Origin of the sequence: Sphingobacterium sp. JUb20, assembly GCF_004342035.1 — a bacterium.
Taxonomy (GTDB): Bacteria; Bacteroidota; Bacteroidia; order Sphingobacteriales; family Sphingobacteriaceae; genus Sphingobacterium; species Sphingobacterium anhuiense.
Map to the genome: position 1 here is coordinate 131,894 of NZ_SLYV01000009.1, position 24,354 is coordinate 156,247.

26 protein-coding genes are annotated in these 24,354 nt (G+C 35.1%); 11 read left to right on the plus strand and 15 right to left on the minus strand.

What is annotated here, in order from left to right:
* Positions 1-2: 2 nt before the first annotated feature.
* From EDF66_RS16105 to EDF66_RS16130, 6 genes are all read left to right on the plus strand, one after another.
* Complete coding sequence (locus EDF66_RS16105) at positions 3-812, plus strand: CheR family methyltransferase (RefSeq protein WP_132843750.1); 810 nt, start codon at positions 3-5, stop codon at positions 810-812.
* Positions 813-941: 129 nt separating this feature from the next.
* On the plus strand, positions 942-1,517 hold the full coding sequence (locus EDF66_RS16110; RefSeq protein ID WP_021188807.1) for a chemotaxis protein CheB: 576 nt from the start codon (positions 942-944) through the stop codon (positions 1,515-1,517).
* Entirely contained in the window at positions 1,517-3,121 is a 1,605-nt protein-coding gene (locus EDF66_RS16115; RefSeq protein ID WP_132772340.1) for a response regulator, read from the plus strand. The genes EDF66_RS16110 and EDF66_RS16115 overlap by 1 nt, the downstream gene beginning before the upstream one ends.
* A gap of 43 nt (positions 3,122-3,164) precedes the next feature.
* Complete coding sequence (locus EDF66_RS16120; protein WP_021188805.1) at positions 3,165-3,701, plus strand: plastocyanin/azurin family copper-binding protein; 537 nt, start codon at positions 3,165-3,167, stop codon at positions 3,699-3,701.
* A 162-nt stretch (positions 3,702-3,863) separates the two neighbouring features.
* Positions 3,864-5,270 (plus strand): dihydrolipoyl dehydrogenase, encoded by a 1,407-nt coding sequence (gene lpdA, locus EDF66_RS16125; protein ID WP_021188804.1) that lies wholly within the window; start codon positions 3,864-3,866, stop codon positions 5,268-5,270.
* Between the two features lie 66 nt (positions 5,271-5,336).
* The gene (locus EDF66_RS16130; RefSeq protein WP_021188803.1) at positions 5,337-5,741 is read left to right on the plus strand and encodes an acyl-CoA thioesterase; all 405 of its coding nucleotides are present in this window, start codon (positions 5,337-5,339) and stop codon (positions 5,739-5,741) included.
* 18 nt (positions 5,742-5,759) lie between these two features.
* On the opposite strand, the gene EDF66_RS26355 is transcribed toward EDF66_RS16130, so the two are convergent.
* The gene (locus tag EDF66_RS26355; RefSeq protein ID WP_232789346.1) at positions 5,760-6,053 is read right to left on the minus strand and encodes a DUF3817 domain-containing protein; all 294 of its coding nucleotides are present in this window, start codon (positions 6,051-6,053) and stop codon (positions 5,760-5,762) included.
* A gap of 253 nt (positions 6,054-6,306) precedes the next feature.
* Here EDF66_RS26355 and lpdA (EDF66_RS16140) point away from each other — a divergent pair, with 253 nt between their 5' ends.
* Positions 6,307-7,695: a dihydrolipoyl dehydrogenase gene (gene lpdA, locus EDF66_RS16140; RefSeq protein ID WP_132772342.1), complete on the plus strand. Its 1,389-nt coding sequence runs from the start codon at positions 6,307-6,309 to the stop codon at positions 7,693-7,695.
* Positions 7,696-7,769: 74 nt separating this feature from the next.
* Here the strand turns inward: lpdA (EDF66_RS16140) and EDF66_RS16145 are convergent, their stop codons facing one another.
* The 4 genes from EDF66_RS16145 to EDF66_RS16160 form a co-directional block, all read right to left on the minus strand.
* On the minus strand, positions 7,770-8,777 hold the full coding sequence (locus EDF66_RS16145; protein WP_021188801.1) for a LacI family DNA-binding transcriptional regulator: 1,008 nt from the start codon (positions 8,775-8,777) through the stop codon (positions 7,770-7,772).
* 138 nt (positions 8,778-8,915) lie between these two features.
* Complete coding sequence (locus tag EDF66_RS16150; protein ID WP_132772344.1) at positions 8,916-9,461, minus strand: HAD family hydrolase; 546 nt, start codon at positions 9,459-9,461, stop codon at positions 8,916-8,918.
* Between the two features lie 7 nt (positions 9,462-9,468).
* On the minus strand, positions 9,469-9,957 hold the full coding sequence (locus EDF66_RS16155; protein WP_132772346.1) for a hypothetical protein: 489 nt from the start codon (positions 9,955-9,957) through the stop codon (positions 9,469-9,471).
* A 96-nt stretch (positions 9,958-10,053) separates the two neighbouring features.
* Positions 10,054-10,707, minus strand: a complete 654-nt coding sequence (locus EDF66_RS16160; RefSeq protein WP_207898665.1) for an ABC transporter ATP-binding protein — start codon at positions 10,705-10,707, stop codon at positions 10,054-10,056.
* 173 nt (positions 10,708-10,880) lie between these two features.
* On the opposite strand from EDF66_RS16160, the gene sucC reads away from it, so the two are divergent.
* From sucC to EDF66_RS16175, 3 genes are all read left to right on the plus strand, one after another.
* Positions 10,881-12,074 (plus strand): ADP-forming succinate--CoA ligase subunit beta, encoded by a 1,194-nt coding sequence (gene sucC, locus EDF66_RS16165; RefSeq protein WP_132772350.1) that lies wholly within the window; start codon positions 10,881-10,883, stop codon positions 12,072-12,074.
* 184 nt (positions 12,075-12,258) lie between these two features.
* On the plus strand, positions 12,259-13,704 hold the full coding sequence (asnS, locus tag EDF66_RS16170) for an asparagine--tRNA ligase (protein ID WP_132843754.1): 1,446 nt from the start codon (positions 12,259-12,261) through the stop codon (positions 13,702-13,704).
* A gap of 100 nt (positions 13,705-13,804) precedes the next feature.
* Positions 13,805-14,425, plus strand: coding sequence for an L-threonylcarbamoyladenylate synthase (locus EDF66_RS16175; RefSeq protein WP_021188797.1), 621 nt, complete (start codon positions 13,805-13,807; stop codon positions 14,423-14,425).
* Here the strand turns inward: EDF66_RS16175 and EDF66_RS16180 are convergent.
* The 7 genes from EDF66_RS16180 to tilS form a co-directional block, all read right to left on the minus strand.
* On the minus strand, positions 14,420-14,866 hold the full coding sequence (locus tag EDF66_RS16180; RefSeq protein WP_132843756.1) for an SRPBCC domain-containing protein: 447 nt from the start codon (positions 14,864-14,866) through the stop codon (positions 14,420-14,422). The genes EDF66_RS16175 and EDF66_RS16180 overlap by 6 nt on opposite strands.
* Positions 14,867-14,910: 44 nt before the next feature.
* The gene (locus EDF66_RS16185) at positions 14,911-15,483 is read right to left on the minus strand and encodes a Crp/Fnr family transcriptional regulator (protein WP_132843757.1); all 573 of its coding nucleotides are present in this window, start codon (positions 15,481-15,483) and stop codon (positions 14,911-14,913) included.
* Positions 15,484-15,512: 29 nt separating this feature from the next.
* A complete protein-coding gene (locus EDF66_RS16190) occupies positions 15,513-15,839 on the minus strand; it encodes a DUF721 domain-containing protein (RefSeq protein ID WP_021188794.1) in 327 nt (108 codons plus the stop codon).
* Positions 15,832-16,935, minus strand: a complete 1,104-nt coding sequence (gene recF / locus EDF66_RS16195; RefSeq protein ID WP_021188793.1) for a DNA replication/repair protein RecF — start codon at positions 16,933-16,935, stop codon at positions 15,832-15,834. Before recF ends, EDF66_RS16190 begins: the two co-directional genes overlap by 8 nt.
* 35 nt (positions 16,936-16,970) lie before the next feature.
* Positions 16,971-17,294: a DUF4834 family protein gene (locus EDF66_RS16200; RefSeq protein ID WP_021188792.1), complete on the minus strand. Its 324-nt coding sequence runs from the start codon at positions 17,292-17,294 to the stop codon at positions 16,971-16,973.
* A gap of 92 nt (positions 17,295-17,386) precedes the next feature.
* On the minus strand, positions 17,387-17,881 hold the full coding sequence (locus EDF66_RS16205; protein ID WP_132772360.1) for a hypothetical protein: 495 nt from the start codon (positions 17,879-17,881) through the stop codon (positions 17,387-17,389).
* A gap of 1 nt (position 17,882) precedes the next feature.
* Positions 17,883-19,208, minus strand: a complete 1,326-nt coding sequence (tilS, locus tag EDF66_RS16210) for a tRNA lysidine(34) synthetase TilS (protein ID WP_132843759.1) — start codon at positions 19,206-19,208, stop codon at positions 17,883-17,885.
* Between the two features lie 142 nt (positions 19,209-19,350).
* On the opposite strand from tilS, the gene EDF66_RS16215 reads away from it, so the two are divergent.
* Positions 19,351-21,708 (plus strand): OstA-like protein, encoded by a 2,358-nt coding sequence (locus EDF66_RS16215; RefSeq protein WP_243656068.1) that lies wholly within the window; start codon positions 19,351-19,353, stop codon positions 21,706-21,708.
* 70 nt (positions 21,709-21,778) lie between these two features.
* Here EDF66_RS16215 and EDF66_RS16220 read toward each other — a convergent pair whose 3' ends face one another.
* From EDF66_RS16220 to EDF66_RS16230, 3 genes are all read right to left on the minus strand, one after another.
* Positions 21,779-22,357, minus strand: a complete 579-nt coding sequence (locus EDF66_RS16220; protein ID WP_132772366.1) for a DUF417 family protein — start codon at positions 22,355-22,357, stop codon at positions 21,779-21,781.
* 80 nt (positions 22,358-22,437) lie between these two features.
* Positions 22,438-23,256: a helix-turn-helix domain-containing protein gene (locus EDF66_RS16225; RefSeq protein ID WP_132843762.1), complete on the minus strand. Its 819-nt coding sequence runs from the start codon at positions 23,254-23,256 to the stop codon at positions 22,438-22,440.
* Positions 23,257-23,387: 131 nt separating this feature from the next.
* Positions 23,388-24,353, minus strand: a complete 966-nt coding sequence (locus EDF66_RS16230) for a glycosyl transferase family 90 (RefSeq protein ID WP_132843764.1) — start codon at positions 24,351-24,353, stop codon at positions 23,388-23,390.
* Between the last annotated feature and the right edge of the window lies 1 nt (position 24,354).

Here is a 24,354-nt window from a genome sequence, read left to right on the forward strand (position 1 = left end):
ATATGTTAGACTATTCCGAATTAGACGACGTTATAGAAATCATAAAAAATTTCCATGGATTAGATATCTCTGGATATTCAAAAGCATCTTTAAAAAGACGAGTTACCCGCATCATGGATATTAATAAACTGGATGTCGTTGGTCTTAAATCAAATCTGATCAATCAAGAAGGTTTTATACATTATTTCATCCCAGAAATGACGGTAAATGTTACAGAGATGTTTCGGGACCCCGACTTTTATTCATCTGTAACCACAAAACTGTTCCCCTATCTGGAAACTTATCCACATATAAAAATATGGAGTGCTGGCTGTTCTACAGGCGAAGAAGTTTATTCCCTAGCTATCTTACTAAAAGAAGCTAATTTACTCAACAGATCGTTTATATATGGTACTGATATTAATTCGCAGGTTATAGAAAAAGCAAAAAAAGGTATTTACACCTTAACAAAGCTTAAGGAGTATTCCGAAAATTATATCAAAACAAAAACTGAACATTCTTTATCCGAGTATTATACCGCGATGTATGATGCAGCCACCATTCAGAATGATCTAAAAAAAAATATACTATTTTCTATTCACAATTTAATTTCTGATGGTGTTTTTAATGAATTTCAATTAATTACATGTAGAAATGTATTAATCTACTTTGATCTTAACTTACAAGAAAAAGTACTTGATCTTTTTTATGATTCTTTGTGCAAATTAGGATTTCTATGCTTAGGATCAAAAGAATCCCTAATCAACTATAAGCACGCAAACCGATTCAAGTTAATTGATAAAAAAAACAATATCTATCAAAAAATAGCGTAAGAAATATCATATGGAATAAGCTATTTCGTAAGCGGGCGAGATCCAGTACATAACAAAGATTTCATTAACGCTATAAACGAGCTTAATAATAACACTAAAACGAACACGCATTAAAAAAATTAGCCGTATATGAATAAGGGCAATAAAATATTACTGTTGGGAGGATCTGCCGGAGGTTTTGGTGTGATTTTAAATCTATTAAAATCAATACCGAAGAACTTTCAGATTCCAATACTTGTAATCGTTCATCGTAACCCAAAATTTGAATCTAATTTTGAGCAAGTTTTAAAAAAAAACTATGCCCTACAAATTAAATCGGCTGAAGATAAAGAACAGATTCAAGGAGGAAAGGTTTATTTTGCGCCCCCTGGTTACCATTTATTGATAGAACCTGATTTCAAACTTGCATTAGATAATTCAGAACCCGTCCAATTTTCAAGGCCTTCGATTGATGTCACATTTGAATCAGCATCCGAAGTTTATAAAGAGAACTGTATCGCAATTTTGTTTTCGGGAGCGAATCAAGATGGTGCAAAAGGCTTATTAGCAATTAAAAATAGGGGCGGAATATGTATAGTACAACATCCAGATTCTGCAGAAGTTCCTACAATGCCTCAAGCAGCTATCGATTTACATGCTCAACATCATATTTATACAACAGAAGAAATTGTAAAGTACATTGATCATTTAAATGGACTAGTATAATGAAGAATATAAACTTATTAATAGTTGATGATAAAATTGAAAATCTCATTAGCCTTACAGCATTATTAAATGATATTGTAGGTATCAATATTATCAGTAGCCAAGATCCTAATGAAGCACTTCGCATCTGCTATAAACAAAACATTGATATTGCATTGGTTGATGTACAAATGCCAGACATTAATGGGTTCGAATTTGTGGAGCTTATCAAGCATAATCCGAAAACCAGCCACATTATTGCCATCATGGTTACGGCTATATCTAAAGAGGAAAAATATCTCATTCAAGGATTGAACAGTGGGGCTGTCGACTACCTTTATAAACCCCTAAGTCCTGAAATCACCATTGCTAAAGTAAAATCCTTTATTCAGCAGGTGCAAACTCAAAACGAGATTAAAGAAAAAAATCAGGCTTTAGAGAACTCCAAAGAAGAACTTATACGAGCAAAGGAAGAAGCAGAATTAGCCCGAAAATCCAAAGAAACTTTTCTAGCAAATATGAGTCATGAAATTAGAACACCAATCAATGGTGTGATGGGAATCGCTCAAATGTTAAAAAACTCACCGCTTTCACTTGAACAACAAGATTGGGTCAATAAGTTAAATAGTGCATCGCTCAATTTACTTAATATCGTAAATGATATTTTAGATCTTTCCAAATTTGATTCCGGAATGATGAAACTAGAAATTGAACCCACCTCCGTACATGATATAACAGACGACCTCAAAAATCTATTTGTACATAAAGCGATTCATCAAGGTCTAAATTTTTCAATTTATATCGATGAAAAAATAGATAGTTTTTTCTTAGCAGATCCATTGCGATTAAAACAAATTCTCACCAATTTCATATCAAATAGTTTCAAATTTACTGCAGAAGGCAGTATCACTTTAAATATCAATTTAATTGATAGCAATGTTTCAAAACTTCACCTACAATTTCAAGTTACCGACACTGGAATAGGTATACCGGAACATTCTTTGGAGAAAATCTTTTTTGCATTCGAACAGGGTGAGGATGGAATCACGAAAAAATTTGGTGGAACAGGTCTTGGTTTAGCAATTGTGAAAAAACTCTCCATATTGTTAGGAGGAAAAGTTACTGCTGTTAGTACTTATGGAAAAGGGAGTAAATTTACATTTGACTGCTGGTTTGACAGAACAAATGCAGTCACAAAGTCTAAACCTGAAAAAATACTATACTCAGAACTCAAAAGTTTCGATAATTTAAAAATTCTAGTGGCAGAAGACAATGAATTGAATAGTTTCATGCTTGCTAATATCCTCAGAACTTGGAACTGTGAAATTAAAACTGCGAATAATGGTAAAGCCGCGCTTGAAAAGGTAGAAAGTGAAGATTTTGACATTATTTTCATGGATTCACATATGCCTATTATGAGCGGTTTTGAGACTATCCGTAGAATCAGACAGCATGATAATCCAGCAATTTCGAATATTCTCATCATATCGATATCCGCATCTGTGCTTGAGGCAGAACAACAGGAAGCTCTTGATGCTGGAGCGAACAATGTGATTGGAAAACCTTTCGATCCAAACCACCTACATGAAATGATAGAAAAAATGTTACGCAAAAAATACAATTAAAAGCAATATTTTCCTTATTTTTAGTAAAAATATAATTAACATAATGAAAAAATTATTTGTTTTACCAGTTATTGCCTTAGCAGTAGCCTTTGCTTCTTGCGGTGGCGATTCAACGAAAAAAGAAACCAGTTCAACAACTGAACAAACAACTCCAGAGGTTGCTGAAACAGAAACAGAAAAAATCCCTGGAATTGAGAATGTAGAGCTTTCTAATACATTAGCTTTAGAAGGTAATGATGCAATGAAATATGATAAAAACCTATTCCGCGTAAAAGCTGGAGAGAGCGTTGAGTTAAATTTTAAGAATGCTGGTACTATGCCTAAAGAATCTATGGGGCATAATGTTGTCATTTTAAAACCAGGAACTGACCTAGCGACATTTGGCGCTGAAGCAGCTGGTGCTCAAGCAGATGAATATGTACCTAAATCAGCACTTTCTTCTGTAATTGCACATACAAAATTATTAGGTCCAGGTGAAACAGATAAAATCACCTTCACGTTAGAAAAAGGAACTTATGATTTCATCTGCAGCTTTCCAGGACATTACGGTGTAATGCAAGGAAAGATTGTTGCAGAATAATCATTCAGAAATATTTCAATGAGGCATTCCTTAAATAGGGATGCCTTTTTTTATGACATTATAACGAGACTACTATTTCAAATTTATACACGTTTTTAACAAAATAGATTTCCTATAATGTTAATTATGACTAAATTTGCTCAAACATTTAAAACGTAATAGATGCAATACGACGTAATAGTAATTGGAAGTGGACCAGGCGGATATGTAGCAGCAATCCGTTGTGCACAATTAGGGTTAAAAACTGCTGTAATTGAGAAGTATAACACTTTTGGAGGAACTTGTTTAAATGTAGGTTGTATTCCTTCAAAGGCTTTATTAGATTCATCTGAGCATTACCACAATGCTGCACATTCTTTCGAAGCACATGGTATTAGCTTAAGCAATTTAAAAGTTGATATTAAGAAGATGATTGCTCGTAAAGACGATGTTATCAATCAAAATACTGCAGGTATCACATACCTATTCAAAAAGAACAAAGTTGAAAGTTTCCAAGGAATTGGTTCATTCGTAGATAAGAACACCATTAAAATCACAAAAGATGATGGTACTTCTGAGCAAATTACAGGTAAAAATGTAATTATTGCTACAGGTTCGAAACCTACTTATTTACCATTCTTACCAGTTGATAAAAAAAGAATTATTACTTCGACAGAAGCTTTAAATCTAACAGAAATTCCTAAACACTTAATCGTAATCGGTGGTGGTGTTATTGGCCTTGAGTTGGGTTCTGTTTACGCTCGTCTTGGTTCTAAAGTATCTGTTGTAGAATTTGCAAAATCAATTATCGGAACTATGGATGGTGGTTTAGGTAAAGAATTACAACGCGTTTTGAAAAAATCAGTTGGTATGGAGTTCTATACTGGCCACAAAGTAACAGGAGCAACTTCAAAAGGTAAAACTGTAACTGTGACAGCTGAAAACCCTAAAGGTGAAATCATCTCATTAGAGGGTGATTACTGTATCGTAGCTGTAGGACGTACTGCTTATACGGATAATTTAGGTTTAGAAAATATCGGCATCACTGTTGAAGAAAGAGGTAAAAAAATCACAGTGAACGATCATTTAGAAACAATCGTCCCAGGTGTATACGCAATTGGAGACGTTGTCAAAGGTGCTATGCTAGCGCACAAAGCAGAAGATGAAGGTATCTTCGTAGCAGAAAGCATTGTTGGTCAAAAACCACATATCGATTATAATTTAATTCCTGGTGTTGTTTACACATGGCCTGAAGTTGCCTCTGTAGGTAAAACAGAAGAGCAATTAAAAGAGGCTGGTGTTAAATACAAGACGGGTTCATTCTCATTCAAAGCTTCTGGTCGTGCCAAAGCTTCTATGGATACGGATGGTTTTGTAAAAATATTAGCTGATGCTGAAACTGATGAAGTTATTGGCGTACATATGATTGGACCAAGAGCTGCTGATATGATTGCAGAAGCAGTCGTAGCGATGGAATATCGCGCATCAGCAGAAGATATCGGTCGCATTTGCCATGCACACCCGACATATACGGAAGCAATAAAAGAAGCTGCGTTAGCCGCAACTTCGAATAGAGCAATTCACGCTTAAAATACTAAAAAGGGGAAAATAAAATTTTCCCCTTTCTTTTTCAACAAACCAAGCCCAAAATAAAACATGAATTTCTATACAAGAAAATGGGTAAAACCAGAAGACTTAAACCCTAACGGTTCACTATTTGGGGGGACCCTATTGAGATGGATTGATGAAGAGGCTGTTATCTATGCAATTGTGCAATTGGCCAATTCACATGTAGTAACGAAGTATATTTCTGAAATCAATTTCGTCAGTTCGGCTCAACAAGGTGATATTATAGAATTAGGAATAGAAGCAACTAATTTTGGTACAACATCCATCACGATGCGATGTGAGGTTCGCAACAAAATTACGAGAAAAACAATTCTATCCATCGACAAATTAGTTTTTGTCAACCTTAATAAAGAAGGCACACCAACACCGCATGGACGCACTGAAATTACTTATGCTTATGTCGGTATTGATAAAATAAAAAAGGATGAATAAATCATCCTTTTTTATTTTCTATTTCTTTTGTCCATTAATAATCTTCTTCACATCCAATTCTACCCAGAAACCTACAATAGGAATTAGAGATAAGACAAAATAAGTCAATGGTCTTTTCCAGTTCCATTTATATTCTACTGTGCACATGATCAACATGATGACAAATATGACGACAAAAAAGCCATGAATCGAGCCGGCAATTCTCACGGCTTCGGGCGTTTCAAAAAAATATTTCATCGGCATAGCAAAGAAAAACAAACAAATGGTTGAAACAGCTTCCCAAAGTGCTATTTGTCTAAAAATACGGAGCATAAAAACTTGATTTAAAAATAAGTAATCCCAAAAATAGAATTATTTAGTGAGATGGATATTTTTTCTGAATGCTTTGACCTTCCTTTGACATATTAATCTTTAAAATGACGTGCGCTTATTAAAATCTGCCAATATAATGTCGCTCAATTTTATAACATTCAGAAAAAATGCGTACTTTTGAATAAGCTTTGCTATTCTGAATCTCAAGAAATTCAGAAATAGATTGAGCATTCAACTACACAATAATTATTTTATGAATTACGACATCATTGTAATTGGTAGTGGTCCTGGTGGATATGTTGCTGCCATTAGAGCCTCACAATTAGGTTTCAAAACTGCTATCATCGAGCGCGAATCTTTAGGAGGTATTTGTCTAAATTGGGGCTGTATCCCGACGAAAGCTCTATTAAAAAGTGCACAAGTTTTTGAATATTTAAATCATGCTGCTGAATATGGTATTAATGTACAAGGTGGTGAGCCTGACTTTGATGCTATTGTAAAAAGAAGTCGTGGCGTAGCAGATGGAATGAGCAAGGGTATTCAATTCTTAATGAAAAAGAATAAGATTGACGTCATTAATGGTACTGCAAAAATTAAAACCGGTGGTAAGATCGATGTTAAAGCTGCAGATGGTTCATCAAAAGAATACACCGCGAAACATACTATTTTAGCTACTGGTGCAAGATCACGTGAATTACCAAATTTACCACAAGACGGTAAAAAGATCATCGGTTACAGACAAGCATTAGTATTACCAAAACAACCAAAATCACTTGTGATTGTTGGATCTGGAGCTATTGGAATCGAATTTGCATATTTCTACAATGCAATTGGTACGAAAGTAACAGTAGTAGAATTCATGGACAGAATCGTTCCTGTTGAAGATGAAGAAATATCAAAACAATTAGAAAAAAGCTTAAAGAAACAAGGCATTAACATTTTAACTTCATCTGAAGTACAATCTGTTGATACTTCAGGTACTTTAAGTAAAGTAAATATCAAGTCTGCTAAAGGCATGGAAGTTATCGAGGCTGAAGTTGTATTATCAGCAGTAGGTATCATGCCAAATATCGAAAACCTAGGTCTTGAAGAAGTTGGTGTAAAAACAGACCGTGGCCGTGTTGTGGTTGACGATTATTATAAAACAAATATCGACGGCGTTTATGCTATCGGTGATATCGTAAAAGGACAAGCTCTTGCACACGTTGCTTCAGCAGAAGGAATTTTATGTATAGAAGCGATTAAAGGTCTTCATGTAGAACCAATTGACTATAACAACATCCCTGGATGTACCTATTGTTCTCCTGAAATTGCTTCAGTAGGTTATACTGAGAAAGCGGCAAAAGAAGCTGGTTATGAAGTTAAAGTAGGTAAATTTCCTTTTTCTGCTTCAGGTAAAGCATCTGCTTCCGGAGCAAAAGATGGTTTTGTAAAAGTTATCTTTGATGCAAAATACGGTGAATTCTTAGGAGCTCATATGATTGGTGCAAATGTTACGGAATTGATTGCTGAAATTGTTGTAGCAAGAAAATTAGAAACAACTGGTCATGAAATGATTAAAGCGATCCATCCTCACCCAACTATGAGTGAAGCTATTATGGAAGCTTGTGCCGATGCTTACGATGAAGTGATACACTTATAACGGTAACGGACAACATAAAATAGAAAGGGCTTATCATAATGATAAGCCCTTTCTATTTTATGTTAAAAGATTGATCACATAATCAATCTCGACTTAAATACAATCTGTTGTGGAGCAAGATCAGGATTATTTATTTTTTCAAATAAAATCTCAGCTGCTTTCTTAGCTTGGTTACCTGGAAATTGTTCGATACATCCCATTGGAGGATTTTCCATATATTTCCAGAGAGGATAATTCGCATAACTAATAAAGTGAATATCATGATTAAGAACCAGACCTCTGTTTCGGGCAGCCTTCATAACATCTAAAGTCACAAAGTCATTAAAAGACACAACTGCTGTAGGCCTTTCAGGTAAGGCATATAGTTTCTCCATAGCAGCCTCATTTCCCTCAGTCGTTAAATCCGTATTCACAATATACTTTTCATCATAGTCCAAGCCATTACGTTTCAAAGCAGATAAAAAGGAATTTTTGCGTTCTTCACTTGCAGGAAGCAATTGTGGACCATTAATAAGTGCTATTTTAGCATGACCCCGAGCAACGAAAGCATCAATAGCTTCGTTCATACCCGTTGCTAGATCACTTTCAACTTTATTAATTTTAGGAATATCGGGTACACAGTCAAAGAATACAATTGGTGTTCCAGAATTTTCTAGCTTTTCAAGAAACTCAAGATTTGTGGTATTTTTACCTACTGACATTAAAACACCATCAACACGATGGCTTTTAAAGGTTTTCAAAATTCTCTCTTCTCTTTCGGCATCGTCCAAAGATTGTCCCATGATCACGGTATACTTACGGTCGTTGGAAACATTTTCAATTTCACTAATTGCAGAAGAGAAAAATGGTTCAGATAGACTTGGTAATAAAACACCGATTGTAAAAGTTTTGCGTTGCTTAAAAAATATCGCCGTTTGGTTAGGCTCATAATTCAATTCCTCAGCAACTTTTTTCACACGCATGGTCGTCACTAATCCAATACTTGGATGGTCATTCAACGCTCGAGATACAGTAGAGGGTGAAATTTTCAGCTTCTTCGCTATTTCCTTAATTGTTGTTGGTTTATCTCCTTGTATACTCATAGTCGAATCTCACTAAATTTACATTCTGATAAATATAACATTTTTTAGCATATTTTTTAGAATTAGAGTTTAATTTTAGAAAAAAGCAATTAATTACATAAATTTAAATAACTGATAATCAATAGCTAAATCGAAAAACTAACAATCTTGATATATAAAATCATTTTTAGCTATTTGTAGCTCATCAGCTATATAATCGAGAGGCTCCAAATTGCGGAATTTTAACTCATCAACAAAATAAACCTTTAATTTAGATGCCAAAGGCCCCCACTCCATATGTTTTATTTTATTCAACTGCATAAGCGGATTCCCTTTCGTCAAAATACAGATCTGTTTATCTGCATTAACAATAGCTGTTAATAATTCTGGAATACCATCTTTCATCAATAATTTAACGGGTAAAACAGCATTAACAAATAATCTTTCGAAATGCTCTTTATACTTTAAATCAAAATGAAAAACTTCGGCAGCATGTTCAAAGATCATATCTTCTCCTTGACTATCTAGATGATTCTTAAAAAATGTAACCAAATCAGCCTGAGGAGGAAAGGTCTCTGTAAATTCAAGAAAATTAGCAAAAAGATAATAGACCTGTAATAAATAGTCCCGTTTTGGATAAATAACGTCATCCAGTTCAAAAATAAATACCTTTTTATCCGTTGGGAAATCTTGATATCTTAACATAAAACAATTAATCTTTTGAAACAGCACATAAGGCAAAATCATCACCTGAATCCGATACCACAAACAAACCATCCAATCCAGGATGTTCAGTTGTAAAATCATCAATCAATGACTTACCATCAACTAATAAAGCAAGTGATAATTCTTTTGGTGGATTTTCAATCACATAGTAATCTTGCAAAACGTCCTGAGCTGGAACAATTACCTTAATATCATATTCTTCAAATAAAATTTTGGCCACGGCTAGAGGTTCAAATTCATAACCTCCCAAAGGCAGGACATAGTCAATCTGATGATCTAAACTTATTTTTAATACTTCGTGAGCATAGGTTGGCATTAACCCCGCAGGCAATTTAAAATACTTGCCTGAATTTAATAACAGTGATGGAATCTCCTCAGAACTCGCAAAAAAGATTTCAAATTCATCCCCTAATAGCTTTGCAATACGTTGCCCAAGCCCTCTAGTTCCAAAGGTTATTAGTATTCTTTTTTTCATCAGAATAAAGTGTTTTTTTAAGCGATAAAGTTATTATGAGCAATACATTTATCGCGGTTTATGTATTCTAAGTGACTTATAATGACTGTATACATACTATACGATCACAATTCCATCACGCATATGAATAGTACGGTCCGAAATACGTGCCAGCTCTTCATTATGAGTAACGATGACAAAAGTTTGTTCAAATTTATCCCTTAGGTCAAAAAACAACTGATGTAATGCTGTAGCATTTTCAGAATCTAGATTTCCTGAAGGTTCATCTGCCAAAATAATAAAAGGGTTATTAATTAAGGCACGAGCAACAGATACACGTTGTTGTTCTCCACCAGACATTTGGGTCGGCTTATGGCTAGCCCGATGTGCTACACCTAATAAATCCAATATCTCCAGCGCACGAACTTCTGCATCTTTGCGCCCCACACCTTTAATAAATGCTGGGATACACACATTTTCCAAAGCCGTAAATTCTGGGAGTAGGTGATGGAACTGAAAAACAAACCCGATATGTTCATTGCGAAAGGCACTCAGTTTTTTTGCATTCAGTGCACTGATGTTGGTTCCATTGATATACAGTTCTCCCTTATCTGCTAAATCCAAGGTTCCTAAAATGTGAAGAAGTGTACTTTTTCCAGCTCCCGAAGCTCCAACAATACTCACAATTTCACCCTTTGCAACTTCTATATCCACCCCTTTTAATATAGGTAAAGGACCGTATGATTTGAAAATACTTTTGGCTTGTAACATCATATGACAAAGTTAAATATTTTTTATGAACAAAACCTTTGAATAAATCAAGACCTTTTAACTCCATATCCGCCAAGTAGTATATAATAAAAGTCAATTTAAGCTAAATTTATGCTTCAGAACTTGACCATTCACTTAAAAAATAATACTTTTACAACACAAACATTTTTGCAATGAACATTCACGAATATCAAGGAAAAGAAATACTTAAAAGTTTTGGCGTAAGAGTACAAGAAGGTATTGTTGCTGAAACTCCAGAGCAAGCTGTAGAAGCTGCTAAAAAATTGAAAGAAGAATACAATTCTGACTGGGTTGTAATCAAGGCTCAAATTCATGCTGGTGGTCGCGGTAAAGGTGGTGGCGTTAAATTAGCTAAAAACCTAGAAGAAGTATCACAACGTGCTACAGATATCATCGGTATGCAATTAGTAACTCCTCAAACTGGCGCTGAAGGTAAAAAAGTAAATAAAGTATTAGTTGCTCAAGATGTTTACTATCCTGGTGAAAGTGAAACTAAAGAATTTTATGTATCTGTGTTATTAGACCGTGCTAAAGGTCGTAATATCATTATGTATTCTACAGAAGGTGGAATGGATATTGAAGAAGTAGCAGAGAAAACTCCAAACTTAATCTTCAAAGAAGAAATCGACCCTAAAGTTGGTTTACAAGGTTTCCAAGCACGTAAAATTGCTTTCAACTTAGGCTTAACTGGTGGTGCACATAAAGAAATGGTGAAATTTGTTGCTGCTTTATATAAAGCATACGATTCAACAGATTCTTCTATGTTCGAAATCAATCCTGTATTAAAAACATCTGATGATAAAATCTTAGCTGTAGATGCGAAAGTAGACTTAGATGAGAACGCATTATACCGTCACCCGGATTATGCAGCATTACGTGATGTAACGGAAGAAGATCCTACAGAAGTTGAAGCTGGTAAATCTAACTTAAACTATGTAAAACTTGACGGTAACGTAGGTTGTATGGTAAATGGTGCTGGTCTTGCAATGGCAACTATGGATATCATCAAAATTGCTGGTGGTGAGCCTGCTAACTTCCTAGATGTAGGTGGTACTGCAAATGCTGAAACGGTAAAAGCCGGTTTCAATATCATTTTATCAGATCCAAATGTAAAAGCAATCTTAATTAACATCTTCGGTGGTATCGTTCGTTGTGACCGTGTTGCGCAAGGTGTAATCGATGCTTATAATGAAATCGGAAATATTCCTGTGCCAATTATCGTACGTCTTCAAGGTACAAATGCTGCTGAAGCGAAAAAATTAATTGATGATTCAGGCTTACAAGTTTATTCTGCAATTCAATTACAAGAAGCTGCTGAATTAGTAACTAAAGTATTAAAAGGATAATCTTCCCTTTAAAACAATATCAAAAGCCTCTGAAAATCTCAGAGGCTTTTTTAATTAAAACAAATACCGAATATTTCTAAATAAATAAAGGATTTTTATAAATTATACCCTATTTTTGAGTTTCATACAAAAAAATAAGATCCTGATCTATTATTTAGACCTGATTTGAAATGCCACAATAAAAATGGAACATACACGTATAAAAGAATTATTAAATGCCACTGAATTTGGGCATGAAGTTATTGTTAAAGGATGGGTTAAAACTTTCCGAAACAATCAATTTATAGCAATCAATGATGGATCTTCCATTCACAACATCCAAGCAGTAGTTGATTTTGAAAACACACCCGATGCTTTATTAAAAAGGATCACAACAGGTGCTGCATTACGCGTAAAAGGAAATTTAATTGAATCACAAGGTAAAGGTCAAAAAGTTGAGATCAAAGTAAATGAGTTGACGATCTTAGGTGATTCAGATGCTGAAAAATATCCTTTGCAACCGAAAAAACACAGCTTAGAATTTTTACGTGAAATCGCTCACTTACGTTTCCGTACAACGACATTCAATGCTGTCTTTAAAGTTCGTAATGCCTTAGCATTTGCTGTTCACAAATTCTTCAATGACAAAGATTTTGTTTACATGCATACGCCAATTATTACTGGTTCTGATGCAGAGGGTGCTGGTGAAATGTTCCGTGTAACTTCATTAGATCTTAATAATATTCCACGTACAGAAAATGGTGATATTGATTTTAAAGAAGACTTTTTTGGTAAATCTACTAATCTAACCGTATCAGGACAATTAGAAGGTGAATTAGCGGCTATGGCCCTTGGGAATATCTATACCTTTGGTCCAACTTTCCGAGCTGAAAATTCTAATACAACCCGTCACTTAGCAGAATTCTGGATGATTGAACCAGAAATGGCATTTTATGAGTTGGAAGATAACATGGATTTAGCAGAAGATTTGTTGAAGTATGTCATCAAGTATGCGCTGGATACCTGTCCTGAAGAAATTGAATTTTTAAAAACACGTTTATTAGAAGAGGAGAAAAATAAACCTGCGGCAGAAAGAGCAGAATTAAATCTAATAGATAAATTAACGTTTGTACTGAATAATGATTTCGAACGCGTAACCTATACAGAAGCGATCGACATATTGAAACGCAGTAAACCAAATCAAAAGAAACAATTTAAATACTTAATTGATGAATGGGGAGCTGATTTACAATCCGAGCACGAACGTTATTTAGTAGAGAAACATTATAAAAAACCGGTGATCCTGATTGATTATCCAGCGGAGATCAAATCATTTTATATGAAGCAAAATGATGTAGATGCTAATGGACACAAAACAGTACGCGCGATGGATATTCTTTTCCCGGGAATCGGTGAAATGGTGGGCGGATCACAACGTGAAGAAAATTTAGATAAGTTATTATCACGTATGGCTGAAGTCAACATCCCTGCGGAAGAAATGGAATGGTTCTTAGATACACGTCGTTATGGCTCAGCTCCGCATTCCGGTTTTGGACTAGGATTCGAGCGTTTGGTATTATTTGTAACAGGAATGACCAATATTAGAGATGTTATTCCGTTCCCTCGTACACCGAACAACGCAGAATTTTAATCGATAACAATACGATAGAAAGCGGTCAAAACATATCCAGTTTTGACCGTTTTTCTTTTATCTATAAATAATTTGTAATTTAGTACTATATCTCAACGTTATGTTAGTCCGAATTTACGATAATAACCCCAATGAAAAGTCAATACAGCAAGTTGTTGACGTTCTAAAAAAAGGTGGAGTCATCATCTACCCCACCGATACGGTTTATGGTATAGGATGCGACATTACAAATCAGAAAGCAATAGAAAAAGTTTGTGAAATTAGAGGATTAAAGGCAGATAAAGCCAATCTATCCTTTATTTGCTATGACTTGACAGATATATCTTTGTATACCAAACCATTTGATACAACCGTTTTTAGAGTATTAAAAAAAGCCCTTCCAGGTCCATTTACATTTATCTTTAATGCCAGCAGTCAAGTTCCAAAATTATTAAGTTCCAAAAAGAAAACAGTGGGTATCCGTGTTCCTGATAATAATATCGTACGCGAAATCGTACGTGTGCTTGGTAATCCCATTGTTACAGCCTCCATTCGAGATGAAGATGACATTCTAGAGTATTCAACAGATCCAGAATTGATCCATGAAAAATATGAAAATCTAGTCGATTTAGTAATTGATGGTGGTTATGGTGATAATGTTGCTTCTACAGTAGTTGACCTTACAGAGGGCGAATTTGAAGTTATCAGAGCTGGCAAAGGAAACTTAGAGGAATATCTATAAAATATTCCTGTTCTCCACCTGTTTCTTTAAAGCTTCATTAAAAGACTTAAAACCATTGGAGGTTACACCATAAATCATTTTTCGAAAAAAATAAACCAACACTCCTGAAAAGTATTCACCTTGAGTCACAACTGTTTCATGATCGGATTTTTTTTCGAGTATAAAATAATGTTCGCCATCGAACAAACCTGGAATAAAAAGACTGCCCTTCCAACGAAGCTCCTTCTGAGGATTGATAACTAAAAATATCGGATTCATGGTCATACTTGGTCCATCAGGCTGTTCCAATCTAACCTTAGATCTTTCTCCAACGCTTGGAATAGAAAAAAAATTCTTAATTGTAGGGCTCCAGATAGAGTAACTATTAAAATCAGCTAATACATTCCAAACTAATTCGATTGATGTATTAATAGTAATTGTCTGTTCGATATGTGCTTTCATATACCAAAACTAGTATATTCAAATAACCATACACTTGACTTTTATCAAGAATTAATTTTTGCTCTTATTCGGCTCAATGTTTCTGGAGACATACCCAGTACAGACGCAATGTATTGAAGCGGCACTCGGTTAAACAGCGCTTTATGCTGTTCAAAATATAAATGATAGCGTTCTTCTGCCGTATGCGCTATAAAGTTATATATGCGATCTTCCAATTGTAAAAAACATTTCGCTATAAATCTTTTTTCCAACCGATTCCAATCAGGGATCTGCTGTTCAAATAAAAGATAATCCTGTTTAGAAATGGAAAGTAACTTCGTATCCTCTAAGACCTGAATACTCCATCTGGCAGGCTCATCAAAAAGAAACGAAGATAAGTCAGTAACGAAGTACCCCTCCTGCCCTATCCATTGCGTAACCTCGCCTGAAGCATTTTCTTTAAACACGCGGACAATACCCGACTGAATAAAACTCAATCGATCACAGCGTTTACCGTGTTCTAAAAAATATGTTCCTTTTAAAAGATCCTCTTCGACAAAAGAAGATAATATGGCGGTCAGATTATTGGGGGAAACATCAAAAAGCTTCGCAATTTGATCTTGAAAAAATGTATTCATCTCCTAATACTGAAGATTTGAAAATTAAATTATAAAACGACAAGTTCTTCAACGATGACGTGACCAACATGCTCATTGACTCGTCCCAATATCTGCCTGCGCATTAAAACAAGTTCATTTTTAATTACAGCAGACTCGACCTTTACAAAGAGTTTTTTGTCTTTAATATAGATCTGTTTTGTCCGATTGGCAATAGCCTTACCTATCAACGTTGGCCATACTGCCAGAATAGAAGTTTCTTCAAATTTACGTTTCAATTTGTAAGCATCCAAAAGACGGTCAATCGCCTCTTTTATTGTGATATCATCACTCGAACGAATATATTCCAATCCGCCCTTATACTTCTTATTATACATAAACTTCACCTCCTGCTATGTCAAAGATACGCACTGGACTGGCAATCGCATCAAAAATTCGCTTAATTCTTTTTGCATCTGTATCTGTTAGAAAAATTTGACCAAATTCATCATCAGATACCATCTGCATCAGTTTGTGCGTACGTTTATCATCCAATTTGTCAAAAATATCATCCAAAAGCAATAGCGGTTTAAAGCCTTTCTTTTGTTGAAAAAAGGAATACTGTGCTAATTTTAGTGCAATTAAAAATGATTTTTGCTGACCCTGAGAACCAAATTTTTTCAAGGGCATACCTCCGTGGATGGTGAAAATTAGATCATCTTTATGTATACCCACTGTGGTTCTCTCCAGTGCCCGGTCGCGTTCCAGGTTCTTTTCCAAAATGTTCAAAAATGAATCTTCCATCAAAGGAGATTCATAGACAAGCTGGACAGTCTCTGCATTTTCAGTCAGGTATAAGTAATGCCGATCAAATTCTGGCTGAAATTCAGCCATAAAAGCAATACGTTTATTATAAATGACAGTACCAACTTCATCGAGTTGCATGTTTAGCACTTCAACAAGACCAAGATCCAATACCCCACTTTGTTTGGCCAGCTTTAGTAGCATATTACGCTGGGCAATGATTTTATTGTAAATAATAAGCGTATCCAGATATTTATTATCTGTCTGCGAGATGACATTATCGATAAATTTACGGCGTTCTTCACTGCCATCAGTAATAATTAGGGTATCATTAGGAGAGATCATTACCAAAGGAAACTGACCGATATGATCAGCCAATCTAGGATAATCCTTTTTATTTTTCTTAAATTGTTTCTTTTGATTACGTTTGATGCTACAGGAAATAACATCTTGAAATTCGTTTTTTTCGAATGAACCCTGCAACATAAACCAGTCTTGGCCCTGTTTAATATGTTGCGAGTCGATGGGATTAAAATAACTTTTACATAGGGAAAGATAATGTATAGCATCCAAAAGATTGGTTTTACCAACACCATTATCCCCCGCAAAAGCATTTACCTCCGGTAGGAATTCTAAAGAAGACTCTGAATAATTTTTAAAATTTAAAACTGAAAGCTGACGCAACCACATAGCACAAAGATACGCTATTTAGCGTAGCAACTCATCTATTTTATTTCTTCAAAATCCACAAATTCACCAGCATTGTCAGCCACTTTTCTTTTTGACTCTTGTTTAGGTGGAACATAATCTACCGATATACGACCATCTGTTTTTGGAGCTGATTGCGAACTGTTATTATTTTGACCAAATGTTTCATAATGGAACGAGCCACCACCATTGGTATAGGTAGAGCCACCTTGTTGCTGCGCTTTTTTCATAAGCTTTTCTGCAGCCTTACGCATTGCAAATGGTAATATTAATCGAATTAAGAATTTAACTAAATACCATACAGCGAATGCAATCAATAAAAATTTTAATAATCCTGCCATAACTTTATATTCGTTGTCATTTTAATCAAAAATAAAGAATCTCGTTCAAAACAGTTGTCTTAAAAATGTCAGTATATTCGATTTAACAATTTTTAAGGGTTCGTTTTGGACTTTGCTGTCTCAATTGCACGAAATAATTCCTCTTGACGTTGCGTACCAATTACGTACACCAGACCATCTTTATCTGTTAACCATACCGCATCTTTCCCACCTGCATAAAACTTAATCTTACCATTAATATGTAGATTATAAACAGGATTATTGAAGAAAAACTTACTAAATGGTTTTTTTTCCACCTTAACAATTGAACTCAATTCAATTTTAACTAAGCGCGTAGTCCATAAGCCACTCAACATCACCTTTCCTTCAAAAACTTCGATACGGTACAGCAATAGATACATCATGACTACAGAGGTAATAATGATCGCTATTCCGACTAAAAAAAACAATTGACTGGAAAGTAATTGATCTATGTTGAGATAAACAGCTGTAAAACAAAACAAGGCCAGTACCAGACGTACACTTATCCAAACACGGTCCCGTCCCAAATATTGATTTTCAGTATATAGAAGTCCTTCTTTTATCATGTTATTTACAGCTTAAAATAAACACTTTATTTGTATTTCCACTTATTTTATATCGATTATCAAGTTGATAGTTTGCTACCCAGATGATATCGCCGTTACCGTTTATTAAAATTGGAACATTTCCCTTTTCAAAAACATTCACCTTATAATTATTAAAAAGATCACTCAATTTTTTACGTCCTGTCATTCCCAAAGGATAGAAATAATCACCCGTTTTCCAAGCTCTTAGCGTCAAAGGAAAAATCAGAAGATTAGCATCTATTTTTGCGATCTGCTTATCCCGAACAATAGAAACATCATGACTATAATCACAACAAAAACTATAATTTCTCCAAGATACAGATTTAGTTTCTGAAGTAATAATGGTTTCATCTTCCTGCTTATACTCTTTTTCACGAATAATCAAAAAATCGCGATCAAGTAACAGATCGTATCCCTCAGATTGAAACAATCGACCGGATTCCTTATCAAAACATGATTGGAGATCGGTCAGCACACTTTTACTAAAACAGAATGGTGAAAATAATTCATACAACAGGGGAAGATCCGTTATATGCTTCCGAAGCTTTTCCTTTTCAATAATCCAAGCTTCTTGTTCCTTTATAAAAAGGTCATTACGAAGGGGTATTATGAATTGTTGCAACAAAGCATAGCTTTCCTTGAAGTGAGCAATGTTCTGTTCAAAAATACGTTCAAAATCAGGTTGCATTTTTTTAAATTGCGGAATGATGTCGATACGTACTTTATTACGCGCATATTTTGTCGAAAAGTTGGATTGATCATCACGGTATGGAATCTGATATTCCTGGACATAATGCAATACTTCCTCTGCTTTAAGAAACAGTAATGGACGAATCAGGCGGTCGCGTTTTGCCTGAATGCCCTGTAGGCCTTGAAGGCCTGTTCCACGGGATAGATTTAACAGCACCGTTTCAATATGATCATTCAAATGCTGTGCAACAGCTATTTTGTCAAAACTTAACGCTTCTCTTAATTCTTCAAACCAGGAATACCGCAGTTCGCGCGCAGCCATCTGTATAGAAATTCCTCTTTCGGAAGCTATCTGCTCTGTGTCGAAATGCCTCACATAAAAAGGGATACCATGCCCTTCAGCGAAATCCCGAACCAAGCACTCATCCAGATCAGATTCTGCACCACGTAATTTAAAATTACAATGAGCAATAGCTATCTGATAACCGGCCTTTGCCAATAAAAAAGTCAAAAGCATCGAATCGCGTCCACCGCTCACTGTCAACAAGATCTTATCATCAGCCTCAAAAAGGCTGTTATCTTTGATAAAAAATGTTAATCTTTCCAGCAAATTCATATATCAAAGATAATGTATATTTTTTGAGCATATATTTGTTTAAATGAAAAATTACCATTAATCAACAAGTTCAATTAAAATACATATTTTTGTCTCTGTGAAACAATACTTTTTGTCCTTTATATTTATGGCCCTGGGCCTCATGCTAGCATCTGCACAACAGCAAGATGAACTCCGTTTATTGTCGTCTTCTTACAGTGTTCTCAATTCAAAAACAGGCAATGCAATGTTTTACAGACCGGTTTATGAACATAAAGGATCTACCCTCTCTGCAGATAGCGGTTATTTACATAAAGACGACATAGGGCGCCAGTTCTTTGAAGCTTATAGCAATGTGATCATTACACAGCCTACCGGGACTCAAATATTCGCGGATAAACTTCACTACGATGCGGCTTCACAAAATGCAACGCTAACGCAAAACGTCCGTATGGTCAGTCGTTCTTCCATACTTACGACCAATCATCTGCAGTATAACATGAGAAGTAGTGTTGGAAATTATTATGGTGGCGGCCGTATCACTAGTGGCACAGATACCATTACGAGTACCAATGCGACTTATTTCGAAAATACGCAAGATGCCTTTTTCAATAAAAAAGTCGTCGTACGCACACCAAATGTCAAAATATACACGGATTCAATGAAGTATAATTCGCCTAGCAGTATGACTTACTTCTATACCCCTACCAATATCAAAGGGAATAAAGGGGAAAATCTATATACAGAAAAAGGAGATTATAATACCAATACCGGCGTAGCAAACTTCACAAAGAAAAATCTATATACCGAAGGCAGTAAAATGCTAAAAGGAGATACGTTGCATTATGACCGACGAACTGGAGAAGGAGAAGCGATCCGGAATGTTGTATTTGTCGACACGACTGATAAGTTTTATGCCTATGGGGACAAAGGATTATATCGACAGTCGGATGAATCCATCACGATGACCGACAAGCCCTTGATCATCTCTGTCGTCAAAAAAGATAGTACGCAAAGTGATTCAACAAATACTGGAAATACAAAAACCAATCCGTCCAACAAAAAAGAGGTAAAGAAGAAAGAAAAAGAAGATAAAAAGGTTAAAGAAGAAGTTGTCTCAAAAGATGATAACAAGGGAGAGAATAAACTAGTCAAATTAGATCCTGTAGTAGTACCTAAGGACTCTGTACAGATGGATTCTATATTTATGACTGCAGATACCCTGTTCTCAAAAATGATTCTCCGAAGCACCTACATACCCAAAAATTTCAAACTAAGCCGTGACGGTGGTGAGCTAGATGTAGAGGTAGATGAAGATTATGGAGACGATAATGATAGTACGGATACCGATTTTACAGCAGGTTTAGATTCTTTGCAGCTGAAAGGTGATACCTTAGAAAAAAAGGAAATCAATAACGATGCACCTCAAAAGAAAATTAAAGACAAGCAAGCTGTCTTAAAAGAAAAAACCAAACAGGAGCCTAAAAAAGCAAGTCCAAATACTGAAAAAACAACAGCAAAACCTGTTGTAAAAGATTTAAATCGTTTTGAATTAGAGAAAAATAGTAAGGCTGACAGTATTTTGCGAAAAAATGCAGTCGTCCCAAAAGCAGATTATAGTGATCAGATCTTTAATAAAGCTCTTAAAGCTGCGAAAAACAATCATGAAAAACCTGCAGCTCCGCCCGACACAGCAAAATCCCGTATTGTCAAAGCATACCATAATGTGCGCATGTTTAAATCCGATTTTCAAGCTGTAGCAGATTCCGTTTACTATGGTATGGCAGATTCTATGTTTAGGCTAATGGGAAAACCGATGATCTGGGCAGAGAAATCTCAAATATCCGGTGATACGATTTTTCTGCAATTTGTGAATCAGAAACTGGACAATACGTTAATTGTAGGTAATGCATTTATGGTAAATGCAACTTTGGACTCCGCTAAATACAATCAGTTAAAAGGCCGTAAAATAACAGGATTCTTTGATAAAAACAGTTTAGAGCGGATGTTCGTTGATGGAAATGCCGAAAACATCATTTATGTCGTCAATGAAGAAACCAATGTAGCAACAGAATTATTCCATGATCGCAGCAGCCGCATTAAAATTTACATGGAAAACAATAAATTGAAAGAGTATGTTTCCATTAGAAAAGTTGATGGTAAAGTCTACCCAATTGCCCAGTTAACGCAAGAAAAAGAATTTCTACCGGGGTTTATTTGGAGGCCGGAAGATAGACCGAAGTCAAAAGAAGATTTACTCAATAGAAAACGATCTGTTGCAAAAGACGAGATTAAAGTTCCCGAGGCTGAAAACAAAGAGGGAAAACCTAAGGAGAAAACAATTAAGAATATAGAAAGCGAACCGGAGGAAAAGCCTCAAGAAGAAGTTAAAAAACAAACTACTCCTAAGCGGGAAATTCAGAAAATGGAAAGTAAAGCTCAAGGAGAAAAATTGCAGGCCGTACAAGATAGCACTCTTATTAAAGCAGTTTCTCCAAATAAAGAACCGATCAAAAAGTAAGATTTAATTAAAAGATCATCAACAATGCGGCCTATCAGTAATACCGCATTGTTGATGATCTTCAAATAAGTTAATGTCTTTCGGAAACCAACAAGCGCTTAGCACTATCTGCAGCGATCACAAGACCTGCTGCCAACATAATAATATCTTTTATAACCAAACGCCCTGCTGCGGAAAGGTAGGGAAATCCATAGTGAGGTGTCGGAAAATCACCACCTAAATTTGGCACAAATGTTTCTGGCGTGGTAATCAAGAATGATAAAGTCACGAGGGACATCCCAAATGTCAAAACACCACTAAGCAATCCTATTTTCGGAAACCATATACCCAATAAAACAAAAAATCCAATTCCGACAATAACCGCTCCCAAGCCATAAGAAAATAGATATGTCCTATTTTCATTATGCCAATCCACATTTTTTTGAACAGTTTTACCTTCAGGATTTTTATACTGCTGATACTCTGGTGCCTTCTTGCTGTAAAAAAAAGACATAACAGGACTATTTGCTACAAATGGAACAATACCATCAGCTTCGTACTGAAATGCCTTTAAACCACCTATCCATGCCATCACAAGAAAGACTGCAAAACGTAAAAAATTAATAAATTGATTTTGTAGTCCCGCTAGAAAAGAAATAAATCTGTACATAGTTGTCTATATTTGATATAGCTACAAACTTCCATTTTTTAAATCAGCTATGACATGGACAAATCGGTAAATTCAATAGATTATTTAGCCACAATGGAGATCCCTACACGCTCTCGAAAACCTGAAGGAGAAATACCAACATTCTTCTTAAAATACCTGCTAAAGTAAAACTCATCTTCAAATTGAAGTTTTGCAGCTATTTCTTTGACAGATAAATATGTCAGATGCAACATTTTTTTTGCTTCAAGAACAACACGATCCTGGATCAATTGGGAAGGAGATTTTCCCAATTCTTTTTTAACCTTTTTGCTGAATGAATCTACTCCAAGAGCAAGTTCATCTGCATAAAATTGCACCGATCTCTCAAAAAGAAAAGCAGACTCCAACAGTTCTTGAAATTTTAGACTAACTGTCAATTCGTTCTGATAAACATCGGTATGAACAAGCTGAAGAGATTTTTCCTTACTGCAAAGAGCCAAAACAAGTTGTAGATAAGATTTTAATACAGATTCAGAAAATGGACTTCCTTCATCTTTCTCCACTTCAATTTTATTAAAAATTGTTTTTATTTCAGTAAATAAAATCGGAGAAATAGTCACAAATGGTGTTAAGTAGATATTGTTAAATAATAAACCATTGCAAGCAACTTCCTTTTTATGATATTCAATGCAGTAAAAATCACCATGGAACTCCAGTTTAATAATGGAAGCCGGTGTTGTCCCCTGCCACTGGAAATGTTGATAAGGAGATAAAAAAACCAAACTATAAGCCGCGCTGGAATAATTTGAAAAATCAACCGAAAATTTTGCCGGATTTTCGAACATAAAAATCTGATATAAAGCAGATTGAAAATCATCTTCGAGCGAAGATGTATGAAGATGCTGAATATCGATTAACATAGTTTTTCTCCTAAATTTTTAGCTCTATTACAATCTACTTTGAAAAAAAATAAAAATAGACTATTCTAGCGTTCGCTTGATTAAAGTAACATCGATTTGCAGCTGGCTAAATTGAAAAGTAACACTCACTGCTATAATACTGCTCTTTGACCAGTTTTTATAAAAAACTTTTCTAATACCAGGACAGAAACCAGATCTTCTACCATCTGATTTTCAAACCGTTTCACAAACTGATGTGCATTCTTAATGATTTCTTCTGCCTTTTCCGGATTTTCGATATAATAATTTAATTTCACTTCTAAATCCGAATAATCATCTTGGATATGTATATAATGATAATCAGGGATCAATAACCCTTCCATAAACCAAGTTTCAAACTTTGGAATTGGCATTACGGCAATAGAATTTGATGACATCACCCATTTTAAATTGGTCGCCACATCATTTCCTTCTAAGGCCAGTATAAATTTATAATGTAGATGTTCTGTTATTGAAATCGCAGGTTTATACCAGCCTTTATGTTGATTCTTTTTAGAGACATCTCCTAAATCGCACAGAGGATGATCAAAATAGATCTGAAAAAAACGGCTTCTGTGCTCCTGTTGAACTGTAGCGCGTCCCAGCAACATATTTTTTTTATCTCGAAAAGCAATCTCATCTTTGATAAAATTAAAATGCCTGACTTTATCCATATTTAGCAATACTGAATTGCAGTTATTTCCTCCAATAGGTCTGCTTTTCACAATTGCAGGTGTTTTGGGAATATCAACAACATCACCTGGAATCATATCTATTCGAAGATCACCGTCAAAATATCGTAAATATTCTTTCAGATCAAAATAATAAACCGAACCTTTTTTAGGTCTCTTCATATTTTTTAAGTAGCAAGCACCCTCTCCCACTGTTTGAATCTCATCTAGCTTATTGTAATAAGCCAGACGATCAACAATAGCCTGGTCATAAGAAGAAAGATTGTTAATCATTGCTACTCTTTTGGATCGAAACAAAGGCAAAAATGAATATTCCCGGAAACTCGCTTTCACATAATATCCAAACTTAAAATTCTTATTCTTAAAAAATATTCGTTTTATATTCATT

Coding starts and splice junctions, on each gene's coding strand:
- EDF66_RS16105 (WP_132843750.1), top strand. CDS start 3: ATGTTAGACTATTCCGAATTAGACGACGTTATAGAAATCATAAAAAAT.
- EDF66_RS16110 (WP_021188807.1), top strand. CDS start 942: ATGAATAAGGGCAATAAAATATTACTGTTGGGAGGATCTGCCGGAGGT.
- EDF66_RS16115 (WP_132772340.1), top strand. CDS start 1,517: ATGAAGAATATAAACTTATTAATAGTTGATGATAAAATTGAAAATCTC.
- EDF66_RS16120 (WP_021188805.1), top strand. CDS start 3,165: ATGAAAAAATTATTTGTTTTACCAGTTATTGCCTTAGCAGTAGCCTTT.
- lpdA (WP_021188804.1), top strand. CDS start 3,864: ATGCAATACGACGTAATAGTAATTGGAAGTGGACCAGGCGGATATGTA.
- EDF66_RS16130 (WP_021188803.1), top strand. CDS start 5,337: ATGAATTTCTATACAAGAAAATGGGTAAAACCAGAAGACTTAAACCCT.
- EDF66_RS26355 (WP_232789346.1), bottom strand. CDS start 6,053: ATGCTCCGTATTTTTAGACAAATAGCACTTTGGGAAGCTGTTTCAACC.
- lpdA (WP_132772342.1), top strand. CDS start 6,307: ATGAATTACGACATCATTGTAATTGGTAGTGGTCCTGGTGGATATGTT.
- EDF66_RS16145 (WP_021188801.1), bottom strand. CDS start 8,777: ATGAGTATACAAGGAGATAAACCAACAACAATTAAGGAAATAGCGAAG.
- EDF66_RS16150 (WP_132772344.1), bottom strand. CDS start 9,461: ATGTTAAGATATCAAGATTTCCCAACGGATAAAAAGGTATTTATTTTT.
- EDF66_RS16155 (WP_132772346.1), bottom strand. CDS start 9,957: ATGAAAAAAAGAATACTAATAACCTTTGGAACTAGAGGGCTTGGGCAA.
- EDF66_RS16160 (WP_207898665.1), bottom strand. CDS start 10,707: ATGTTACAAGCCAAAAGTATTTTCAAATCATACGGTCCTTTACCTATA.
- sucC (WP_132772350.1), top strand. CDS start 10,881: ATGAACATTCACGAATATCAAGGAAAAGAAATACTTAAAAGTTTTGGC.
- asnS (WP_132843754.1), top strand. CDS start 12,259: ATGGAACATACACGTATAAAAGAATTATTAAATGCCACTGAATTTGGG.
- EDF66_RS16175 (WP_021188797.1), top strand. CDS start 13,805: ATGTTAGTCCGAATTTACGATAATAACCCCAATGAAAAGTCAATACAG.
- EDF66_RS16180 (WP_132843756.1), bottom strand. CDS start 14,866: ATGAAAGCACATATCGAACAGACAATTACTATTAATACATCAATCGAA.
- EDF66_RS16185 (WP_132843757.1), bottom strand. CDS start 15,483: ATGAATACATTTTTTCAAGATCAAATTGCGAAGCTTTTTGATGTTTCC.
- EDF66_RS16190 (WP_021188794.1), bottom strand. CDS start 15,839: ATGTATAATAAGAAGTATAAGGGCGGATTGGAATATATTCGTTCGAGT.
- recF (WP_021188793.1), bottom strand. CDS start 16,935: ATGTGGTTGCGTCAGCTTTCAGTTTTAAATTTTAAAAATTATTCAGAG.
- EDF66_RS16200 (WP_021188792.1), bottom strand. CDS start 17,294: ATGGCAGGATTATTAAAATTTTTATTGATTGCATTCGCTGTATGGTAT.
- EDF66_RS16205 (WP_132772360.1), bottom strand. CDS start 17,881: ATGATAAAAGAAGGACTTCTATATACTGAAAATCAATATTTGGGACGG.
- tilS (WP_132843759.1), bottom strand. CDS start 19,208: ATGAATTTGCTGGAAAGATTAACATTTTTTATCAAAGATAACAGCCTT.
- EDF66_RS16215 (WP_243656068.1), top strand. CDS start 19,351: ATGCTAGCATCTGCACAACAGCAAGATGAACTCCGTTTATTGTCGTCT.
- EDF66_RS16220 (WP_132772366.1), bottom strand. CDS start 22,357: ATGTACAGATTTATTTCTTTTCTAGCGGGACTACAAAATCAATTTATT.
- EDF66_RS16225 (WP_132843762.1), bottom strand. CDS start 23,256: ATGTTAATCGATATTCAGCATCTTCATACATCTTCGCTCGAAGATGAT.
- EDF66_RS16230 (WP_132843764.1), bottom strand. CDS start 24,353: ATGAATATAAAACGAATATTTTTTAAGAATAAGAATTTTAAGTTTGGA.